The organism is Delftia sp. ZNC0008 (assembly GCF_000799035.1).
Classification (GTDB): Bacteria; Pseudomonadota; Gammaproteobacteria; order Burkholderiales; family Burkholderiaceae_C; genus Comamonas; species Comamonas tsuruhatensis.
In genome coordinates this window covers 1-9,359 of the sequence record NZ_JTKZ01000385.1, presented here as the reverse complement: position 1 = coordinate 9,359, position 9,359 = coordinate 1, and the positions used below count along the sequence as shown (strand labels likewise).

The following is a 9,359-nucleotide window of genomic DNA, read 5'->3' as shown; positions in this document are numbered from 1 at the left end:
CCGGGCCTGGGCAGATGGCGTATCTGCCGTCAGCCCCGCCAGCCCCATGCGCGCGGCCCCGGCCTGCAGCGCGCTGCAGCTGACGCCTGCGGCGTCGCGGGCGCGGGCAATCTGCGGTTCGGTGCCCTGCCGGGTCAGCAGCAACAGCAGCCACGCCAGCACCAGGGCGACGGCCGAGATGGTGAGCCAGAGGATCACCAGATCCCGTTGGATGGACTTTTGCGGGGACAGGGCCGGCTCCTGAAGTGATGCGCTGGAACATACACCGAAAGGGGGGCCGCGCCTGGCAGCCAGGGCAGCGTCGTCCTGCGCAGCCGCCGTGAAAGTAACGCCGTGGCGTGCCGGCGTTACGTGACATCGCCCGTAACGCTGCGGGGTGACACGGTGGTGGCTGTGCTTGGGTGTTCAAATAAATCAATAGGTTACAGATGGCTTTGCGTTGGATGAAGACGTCCAGGCCCATGGCACGCTTGTTGCAACAGGATGCAAAAAGCTTGTCGCAGTGTCTGGAAAACCGTGTGCTGCGCCGGCCGCCCCATTGATCGCTGTCTTTCGGAGGAGAAACCATGGCCGCTGTCTCGTTGTCGTTTGCAGGCATGCCCCTGCCGCGACTGCGCGCCTACCCGGAAAGGGCGCGCAGCAAGCCGTTGAACGTGCCCGCGTCGTTTGCGTCTGCCGCCGTGCCGCGCACCGCTGCGCGCGAGGCGGGCGACGGAAGCCCCCATGCGCAGGTGGCGCAGGCGGCGCCGGTGGCGCTGCTCACGCGGGTGAGCGAGGGCGTGCGCATCGTGCGGCGCAGCGATGTGATCGTGGCGCAGGCCGGCGCCTTGCTGCAGCAGGGCGACCGGGTCATCGTGCCGCAGCAGGGCAGCGCGCAGGCGGTGTTCCAGGAGCAGGACGGGCAGGCGCTGCTGGGCAGCTTTGCCGGCGGAACGGATGCCACGCTGGCGTATTTCAGCCGCAAGGCGGATGCCTGCTCGGTGGTCTTTGACCTGATGGCCGGCCATGTGGACCTGGCGCTGTCGGCCGTGGATGCCGGCATGCTCGGCGGCGGGCCGGCCGGCCGGGGGCGCAGGGCGATCGGATTTCACTGCTATTCACAACCCATTGCAGGCCGTTGAACGAAGGCGCTCACCATGCACGACATCATCGAACCCTCGCACAGCGACATGCCCCTGGATCTGGCCATCTGGCTGCCGCCCCTGCAGGCCTGGCGCAGCGTCTATGGCAACGGTTTCTGCGACGAGGCCATGCAGGCCTGCATGGACCGGCTCAAGGGCCTGGGCATTGATGCCCAATCGCTGGAGCGCGCGGGCGATACGCTGCTGGTTCGCGGGTTCGACCCCCGCACGCTGGCCGACACGGTGCTGCCCGGCCATCATGCCCGGCATGGCTGGATGCATGCGCTGGAGTCCGCCCTGGTGAGTGAGCCCGTGGTGCACGGCTCGCGCCAGGCCTATCTGCGGGCCGAGGTGCAGGCGCTGGGCTGCGTCTCCTTCGCGGGGCTGCACGAGATACGCGGCAAGGGCCACGCCACGGCGGGCGGCCAGGACATGGCGGTGCGCAGAATGCCCGCCAGGCTCATCAAGGGCTACCAGGCCGACATGCAGCTGGCGGGCCGCCTGCTGGACGATCTGCGGCTGGGCCATCTGGCGCTGGCATTCCAGCCCGTGACGCTGCTGGAGCCCGGGGGCATGGCAGGGGGAGGCAGTGGGACTGGCACGGGCCGCACGCTTTACCACGAGTGCCTGCTGCGCCGCAGCGTGTTCTCTGCCTACGACAACTATGCCGTGCCCCATGCCATCGAGGCGCTGGAGCGGCTGGGCCTGGCCGCGCGGCTGGACCGCAGCGTGCTGTGGTCGGTGATAGGGGCGCTGGAGATGAAGACCGGCCACAGCCTGGGCTGCAATCTGTCGGCCGCCTCGTTCTGCGACGAGGCCTGGTGGGAAGGCGTGTTCGACTATCTGGAGGAGCGGCCCGAGATCGCCCAGCGCCTGGTGCTGGAGATCACCGAGACCGGTGTCTTCCCCTGCGAGAAGGCCGCGCTGGGCCTGGTGCGGCACCTGCAGATCCTGGGCGTGCGCATGGCGCTGGACGATATCGTTCCCCGGCGCGGCGGCCTGGACATCCTGGGCAAGCTGCGCGCCAACATCGTCAAGATCGACAAGTCCGTGCTGGACCAGAGCCTGCAGGCCCGGCCGTCGGCCCGGATGCTGCAGGGCCTGATCAGCCTGTGCGCCGACCGCGGCGCCTGCGTGATCGTGGAAGGCGTGGAGTCCGCCCAGGGCATGGAGGCCGTGGCGCTTGCGGGGGCGCATGGCGTGCAGGGGTTTTTCATAGCCCGGCCATCGCTGCATGGGCTGCTCGACCAGGTGGTGTGCGTGGCCGATGTGCTGGAGGTGCTGCAGGCGTCCGAGGCGCAGGAGGGCGACGCGCTGGACATGGCACTGAGCATGGCCCTGAGCTGGAGTGGCATGGACCGTGTGACGGCTCTTTCGGCTGCCGACGGCGGGACTGGCGGGGCCGTCGGCGCTGTCGGGGCTGTCGGGGCCCCTGCATCGGCGCTGTCCGCCGCCTAGGCGCGCAAGGGCCCGCACCTGAACGCAGGCCGGGCCCGGCCCGCATTGCACCTCACTCCAGCATCAGCGGGCTCGCCCTGCGCCGCGCCATGGCCAGGCGGAACAGGTCCATGAAGCGCGGTGCCACGTTGGAGATGTGAAAGCGCTTGCCCGTCTCGCGCGCGGCCCGGCTATAGCGCTGGCGCCGGGCCGGGTCGTCGCGCAGCTGGCGGATGGCGCCGATCCAGGCGTCGTCGCTGTCGGGCAGCAGCAGGCCGTTGACGTCGTTTTGCACCAGCTCCGGCACAAAGCCCCAGTTCGAGCCGATCACGCAGCCGCCGCGCGCCAGGATCTCCATCAATCCCCAGTTGGCCACGCCGTAGCGCAGCGGGTAGAGGAACAGGTCCACCGAGGCCAGGGTGCGCGCGAACTCGTCGTACGGCAGCTTGCCCGGGAACTCCACCACCTGTGCGGCCGGGTGGATCTGCAGCAGATGGTCGCGGAAACTGGCCACCTTGCCCTGGTAGCGGCGCTCCACCCATTGCTGTTCGTAACCATAGGTCACGGCCGTGGGGTCGCCCAGGGCGATGAAGCGCATCTGCTGGCCATCGCCCTCGCGCACCAGGCGGTCGACCAGGCGCATGAAGGTCTCGAAGCCCTTGGAGCTGGACAGGTCGCGCGATGAGAAGGCCACGGTGAAGCGCGCGTCCTGGCGCGGCACCGGCTCGGCCTGCTCGTCAGGGGCCTGGATGTCGAAGCCCTCGAACTGCACGGCCACGCGCTCCTGCAGCAGCGGCGGGAACAGCGAGCGCGCATGGGCGCTGGGCGCGATGGTCAGGTCGCTGCACAGCACCTGGTGGTAGTGCAGCATTTCCATGTTGCGGTCGGCCAGGCGCTGGGACAGGTCGGGCGGGTAGTCGGGCTCGTTGCCGTGCACGCGGTAGCTGGGGAATTCGATGTAGCTGACGATGGCGGCATCGATCTCGCCGTACAGCAGGTTGGGCGCGGCCCACAGCGAGTGGGCGACCACCACGTCGATGCGCTTGCCCTTTTCCTTCTCGAAGGCCTGCAGGCCCTGCAGCAGGCCGCGGCCTATGCGCGCCGAGCGCTCCACCTTGCTGGAGTAGTAGTAGCTTTGCGGGCCGACGATGTCGCCATCGGGCCGGAACGACAGCAGGTGGTCGCACTGGCTGGCGTAGTTCTCGGCATGGCCGGGCATGGTCATGAACCAGCTGTCGGCCGCGCCGCTGGCGCGAAGGTGGCTGCACAGCAGGCTGTACTGGCTGGGGTAGACGGCGCTGACGAAGATGATGACCGGCTTGTCCTGCATGTTCGTGGAGGTCTCCATGGCGTGGGGGGATGGGGATGTGTCGGAGGGCGTGCTCAGCCCGGCACGGGCACTTCGGGCTCGCCGTCGCTGATCTGGTACTTGCGCATCTTTTCCCAGAGCACCTTGCGGCTGATGCCCAGGTGCTGGGCCGTGTTCTGGCGCTTCCAGTCATTGGTGTTGAGCGCCGCGATGATGCGGTTGCGCTCGTCCATGTCCCAGTTGCTGCGGTCGGCCAGCAGGGGCTCGGCGGCGCCGGCGTCCGGCGGGAAGGTGGTGGCCGACAGGGCCTGGGCGTGCTGCAGGATGCGCTGCGTGGCGCCGTCGGCGTTCCAGTCGCGCGTCTGGCGGGCGGCCACGCCGATGCGCTCGGCCAGGTTGCGCAGCTCGCGCACATTGCCGGGGAAGTACATCTGGGCCACGGCGTCGAGGATGAAGAAGGGCGGCTCGCCCAGCTCCTTCATCGTGGCCTCGCCCACCACCTTGTGCAGGATGGCGTGGAAGATGGCCAGCTTGTCGGCCTCGCCGCGCTCCTCCAGGCTGGGGATCTGCAGCTCGATCACGGCCAGGCGGAAGAACAGGTCGGCGCGAAAGCGTCCCTCGCGCACCAGCCCGCGCAGCGGCTTGTTGGTGGCCGCCACCAGCCGGAAATCCAGCCGCACGGCGGCGGCCGACCCCAGCCGCGTGATGGCGCGCTCTTCCAGCACGCGCAGCAGCTTGACCTGCTGATACAGCGGCAGGTCCGCGATCTCGTCCAGGAACAGCGTGCCGCCGTTGGCCTGCTCCAGATAGCCCTTGTGGGCATTGACCGCGCCCGTGAACGAGCCCTTGGCGTGGCCGAAGAACAGGGACTCGAACAGCCCGTCCGGGATGGCGCCGCAGTTGACCACCACGAAGGGGCCCTGGCCGTAGCGGTTGTTGCGCTCGTGCAGCCGCTCGGCAATGCGCTCCTTGCCCACGCCGGTCTCGCCGATGATGAGCACGCTGTGCTCGCAGTCGGCAAAGGTGTCCACGTCGCGCAGCAGGCGCTGCATGCAGTCGGCCACGGCGATGATGTCCTCCGAGCGCTGCACCTGGCGCTGGTTGCTCTGCATGCGCCGCAGTATGCGCACCAGCATGGCCCGCAGCTCGGCCCCCGTGAAGTCGAAGGGCAGCACATGCGAGTACTCCATGGCATAGGTGCCGGCGTTGGCGTCGCGCTGCTTGGCGCTGACCCACAGCACGGGCATGCCGAAGGTGCCCTCCACGCCCTGGCGCGTGAAGCGCGCGCCCTCCAGCACCGAGACGCTGACCACGGCGATCGCATTGCCCAGCTCGCTGGTGTCGGCGGGCAGGGTCAGCCCGTCGGCGCGCACCACGTCCACGCCCAGGTTGAGCACGCAGCGCTCCACCCGCTCGGCGATGTCGGCCTGGCCTTCCCAGACATAGATGACGAGCTCGTCCAGATTCACGTTGCATTCCCTCGTTGTCGATTCATGGATTGGATGGCCTGTGCAGTTCAAAAAACCAGTTGCGCCGTGTCGCAGCCGATGGACAGGGCCTTGATGTCGGTGCGGCCCACCTCCAGGCCCAGCGTGTCCTTGAGCACCGTGGTCAGCAGCCCGCCCACGCCGTTGAGGATGGGCTTGAGCACGCCGGTGATCACCGGCTTGAGCAGGGTGCACAGGGCGCCGGTGCAGGTGAGGTTGTTGTCGCGGTTGAGCAGGGACTGGATCTCGGGGCTGTTGGCGTTGATCGCGTACAGGTACTGCGGGTGCGAGGTCAGCAGCTTGGTCACGTTGTGCTTGACGCAGCCGTTCCAGTTGAGCAGCGAGCTGAGCAGGCCCGCGCAGCTCTGGTAGCCGTTGTCGTAGGTGGAGATGCCCAGCACATCCAGCAGGCCGCCGGGCACGCTGGTGTAGGAGTTGAGGGCTGCCGAGAACGTGCCGCTGTTCCAGGTGGAGGACGGGCAGGCCACCAGCAGGCAGGACTTGGCGATGGCGTTGTTGAACGTGAAGTTGGAGGTGAGCAGCGGCGGCATGTAGTCCTTGTCGCTGGCCACGCCGCGCCCGTTGAGCAGCAGGTTGGTGAGGCTGGTCACGTTGTAGAGCCCGTTCACCATGGAGGCGTCCAGATAGGAGCCCAGCAGCCGCGTGGTGATGTCGGTGGGCGTGGTGCCCGGCGGCTGCAGCAGGCCGCTGAGCAGGTTGAGCAGTCCCGTGACGATGTTGTTGACCGTGTCGCCCAGCGCCAGCTGGTTCACCTGCGTGGAGCGGTTGGTCTTGGACCAGTTGGGGTCGGCCGGGTCTTCGTAGCCGGGCTCCATGCCCAGGCCCGTGGTGGAGTCTGTGTACTCCAGGGCCGGCACCCACAGCTTGCCGTTCAGCACGGGCAGGTGCAGCAGGGTGATGAGCTGCTCATTTTGCAGGCCCTTCTCGCAGCTTTGCTTGTTGTTGGGGTCCATCTTGCCCACGCAGGCGTTGAGGATGGAGGACTTGACCGACAGGTCCATGGTCTGCGGGCTGGCGCTGCACTGCAGCGCCGTCAGCGTGCCCGTGGCGTTGGTGATGTCCACGGCAATGGGCAGCTTGACCTGGGTGCCCAGGATGTCCTTGACCAGCCATTTGAGCGCGCCGCCCAGCAACTGGTCCGTGTCCACGTTCAGGTTCAGCCGGATCTGCGCGCTGTAGCCCTGCGTGCCGACGGGGCCCACGGCAATGGTGGGCGGCTGCACGATGGTCAGCTGGGCCTTGATGAGGCCGGCCACATCGAGCTGGTTGGCCTGCAGCGCATGGCCGTTGGCACCGATGGCGATGGCGGTCTTGAGCACGTCGCCGATGCCCAGCTGCACGTCCATGGCCGCGTTCAGCGGATCGGTGCGGCCGGCGCCCAGGAAGGCGAACAGGCCCTTCTGGTCATCCAGGCTGCCCAGCGGGATCTTGATGGTGCTCAGCCCCGCGTTGATGATCTGGGTCTTGAGCGCGTTGAGCTGCACGGCCAGCGCGTTGTCGGTGATGGCGCTGATGGAGGCATCGATCACGTTCAGCAGGGTGACGCTGGCGATGTTGGCCAGGCCCTCGGGCGACAGCGCGCGCAGCTGCTCTATGCCCAGGTTCACGCCCAGGGCCTTGAGCAGGCCGGCCGGGCTGATCTTGGCGTCGGCCAGGCCCTTGGAGTCCAGCAGGGTCAGCATGCCCACGTCCAGCCCCACCAGGCCCAGCAGCCCGCCCAGCGGCGTGTCCTTGTTGAAGCGCAGCAGCTGCGAGCCCACCTGGAAGGACGCCACCGAGTCGTTGCGCATGGCAATGGCCTCGGCCACCACGAGGCGGCTCCAGGTGCCGGGAAAGATGGTGGGCGAGGTGCCGCCCACCGTGACGCGCGCCGCGTTGAGCGGGCCGGAGGCGGCGTCGAAGAAGCGGCCGCCGCTGGACTGCCTGGCCGGGTCCGCCGGGTTCCAGTTGCCGCAGCTGACCAGGGTCTGGGCGCTGCTGCGGGTCAGGGGAACCGGCCAGTTGGCCGTGATGCTGTCCTCGCCCGCCGTCACGCAGGCGGCGCGGTTGCTGCGCTCGGCATTGATGGTCTGGGCGGCCTGGGTGGCTGCCAGATCGGCAATGCGCTGCAGGTCGCGCTTGGCGTAGTACATGTAGCCCAGGTCCACGATGCCGAGCAGCAGGAACAGCACCGAGCCCAGCAGGGCGAACTGCACCAGCAGGCTGCCGCCTTGCCGGCGCCCTTGCCGGCGCGTTCTGGGGCGTCGTACGGATGCGGGGAGGTGGGTGAGCATGCTCTGGTCCTCCTGTCTTAGCTGCCGGGGGCGAGCCTGATCAGGCTGCGGGCCTCCAGGCGCGTGGGTTCGCCCAGGGTCTGGCTGCCCACCTGCAGGCCCTGGCCCAGCACGGGGGGAAGCATGTACACCACGCTCAGCGTGGCCTGGGAACTGGTCCAGTCGATCTGCACCTGGGTGGGCGCCGTGCCGGGCGGAATGCCGCTGGCCGTCAGGCTCTGGTTCACCACGTCGGTGGTGGCCTGCAGGATGTTGGCGCGCTCGGCCGGCTTGGCCGGATTGAAGCCAGCCATCCCGCCGAAGGCCAGATGCTGGACCATGCGCGCGCCGTCGCCCGTGGCGCGCGCCACCGACTGCTGGGCCTGCAGCACGCGCCAGTACACGAACATGCCCATCAGCAGCATCACCATCACCCCGGCGATCAACGCGAACTCCACCGCCGCCACGCCGCGCTGCCGCCTGTGCAGCCCTGCCGCGAAGGTATCGCCGGTGTCCTGCATGAACTCGGCCGATGCAGCAGGGCGTGCCCCACGCACGGCATGCCCCAACCCAGGGACACCGAGGAAGGGCCTAAGACGGCCGCGCCGCCCCGCCCCGAGGGTGTCGCCGGTGGCCCGGATGCCCCCCTCCCGCGAAGCGAGAGAGGGGGAAGGCGCGAAGCGACTCAGGGGGAGCTTCATAGCCCCCCCCTGTCCACCATGATGCTGGCGCTGGCGGTCAGCGTCGTCGGCATGACCAGGCCGAAGCCCGGCAGGGCGGGTGCTATCGGGCTGGTTCCATAAGGGATGGTGAAGCCCACGCGCACCATGCAGCGTTCGGCCACCAGCACGCCGCAGGTCAGCGTGGCCGAGCACAGCTCGCTGTTTTGCAGCCTGCAGATGCGCACGTCGATGCTGCCTGCCGTGGGCCTCAGGTCGGCCGGCAGCCAGTCCAGCCGCTGCTGCACCAGGCTGCGGGCTGCGTCCAGGCGGGCGCTGCGGCTGGTCTGGTAGCGCAGCGTGGCCCGCGCGGCGTCCTCGGCGGCGGCCTGCATGGATTCGCGCACCAGGAACGCCAGCCCGTAGCTGATGCAGGCGTACAGCAGGGCGAAGAACACCGGGAAGATGATGGCCCACTCCAGCGCGTACACCCCCCGCTGCCGCAGGCTGGCAGGCCGGTGGGGGCGGTGAGCGCGGAGTGGGCGCCGGATCATGGTCGTTCCTCAAGCTGCTGGCCGGGGCGGGCTCAGTTCTTGCCGCCGGCTTCGACGCCGGTCTTGTACAGGGCGGGGATTTCCGTCTCGAAGCTCTTGAGGTAGCGCGCATAGCTGCGCCGCGCCTGCTCGCCGTCGATGGGGCGGGCACGCTGGCCCGGCTGGCTGTGCTGCATTCCCAGCAGCCGCAGGGTGCCGCCGCCGATGTCGATCTCGCGCCGGGGCACGTACATCACGGTTCCATCGGGGTTGGTGTAGAGCGTGTAGCCGGCCAGGATGGAGTCGGTGGAGGGCTCGGCGAACACATGGGGCCGTGCATCCACCTGCTCGGGCGGGCTCTGCACTTCGCCAAAGGCCTGGGCGTGTGCCGGGGCCGTATGGGTCAGGGCCAGTGTCAGGGCCAGTGTCAGGGCCAGGCCGGCAGCCGGCAGCCAGGGCGCCAGCGCTGCGGCGGCTGCGCGGCGGGGCAAATGCATGCGGTGTGTGTCTGGCATGTCGTGGTCCTCAAAGTGGCGAGGC

8 protein-coding genes and 1 pseudogene are annotated in these 9,359 nt (G+C 68.8%); 2 read left to right on the top strand and 7 right to left on the bottom strand.

Translation table 11 applies throughout. The features are described from left to right. A pseudogene (locus tag L995_RS12745) lies at positions 1–198 on the bottom strand (sensor histidine kinase); the annotation flags it as partial. A 368-nt stretch (positions 199–566) separates the two neighbouring features. Here L995_RS12745 and L995_RS12740 point away from each other — a divergent pair. Together L995_RS12740 and L995_RS12735 are read left to right on the top strand one after the other, a co-directional pair. Next, positions 567–1,121, top strand: a complete 555-nt coding sequence (locus L995_RS12740; RefSeq protein ID WP_016450340.1) for a hypothetical protein — start codon at positions 567–569, stop codon at positions 1,119–1,121. Between the two features lie 15 nt (positions 1,122–1,136). Then, a complete protein-coding gene (locus L995_RS12735; protein WP_047472091.1) occupies positions 1,137–2,579 on the top strand; it encodes an EAL domain-containing protein in 1,443 nt (480 codons plus the stop codon). A gap of 52 nt (positions 2,580–2,631) precedes the next feature. On the opposite strand, the gene L995_RS12730 is transcribed toward L995_RS12735, so the two are convergent. From L995_RS12730 to L995_RS12705, 6 genes are all read right to left on the bottom strand, one after another. Beyond that, positions 2,632–3,906 (bottom strand): glycosyltransferase, encoded by a 1,275-nt coding sequence (locus L995_RS12730; protein ID WP_016450342.1) that lies wholly within the window; start codon positions 3,904–3,906, stop codon positions 2,632–2,634. A gap of 35 nt (positions 3,907–3,941) precedes the next feature. Continuing rightward, positions 3,942–5,336: a sigma 54-interacting transcriptional regulator gene (locus L995_RS12725; protein ID WP_016450343.1), complete on the bottom strand. Its 1,395-nt coding sequence runs from the start codon at positions 5,334–5,336 to the stop codon at positions 3,942–3,944. 47 nt (positions 5,337–5,383) lie between these two features. Next, a complete protein-coding gene (locus L995_RS12720; protein WP_047472090.1) occupies positions 5,384–7,648 on the bottom strand; it encodes a TadG family pilus assembly protein in 2,265 nt (754 codons plus the stop codon). A 17-nt stretch (positions 7,649–7,665) separates the two neighbouring features. Further along, on the bottom strand, positions 7,666–8,184 hold the full coding sequence (locus L995_RS12715; RefSeq protein WP_227472670.1) for a TadE/TadG family type IV pilus assembly protein: 519 nt from the start codon (positions 8,182–8,184) through the stop codon (positions 7,666–7,668). Positions 8,185–8,324: 140 nt separating this feature from the next. After that, positions 8,325–8,840, bottom strand: a complete 516-nt coding sequence (locus L995_RS12710; protein ID WP_016450346.1) for a TadE/TadG family type IV pilus assembly protein — start codon at positions 8,838–8,840, stop codon at positions 8,325–8,327. A gap of 32 nt (positions 8,841–8,872) precedes the next feature. Further along, positions 8,873–9,334 (bottom strand): DUF3613 domain-containing protein, encoded by a 462-nt coding sequence (locus L995_RS12705; protein WP_047472093.1) that lies wholly within the window; start codon positions 9,332–9,334, stop codon positions 8,873–8,875. Positions 9,335–9,359 lie beyond the last annotated feature (25 nt).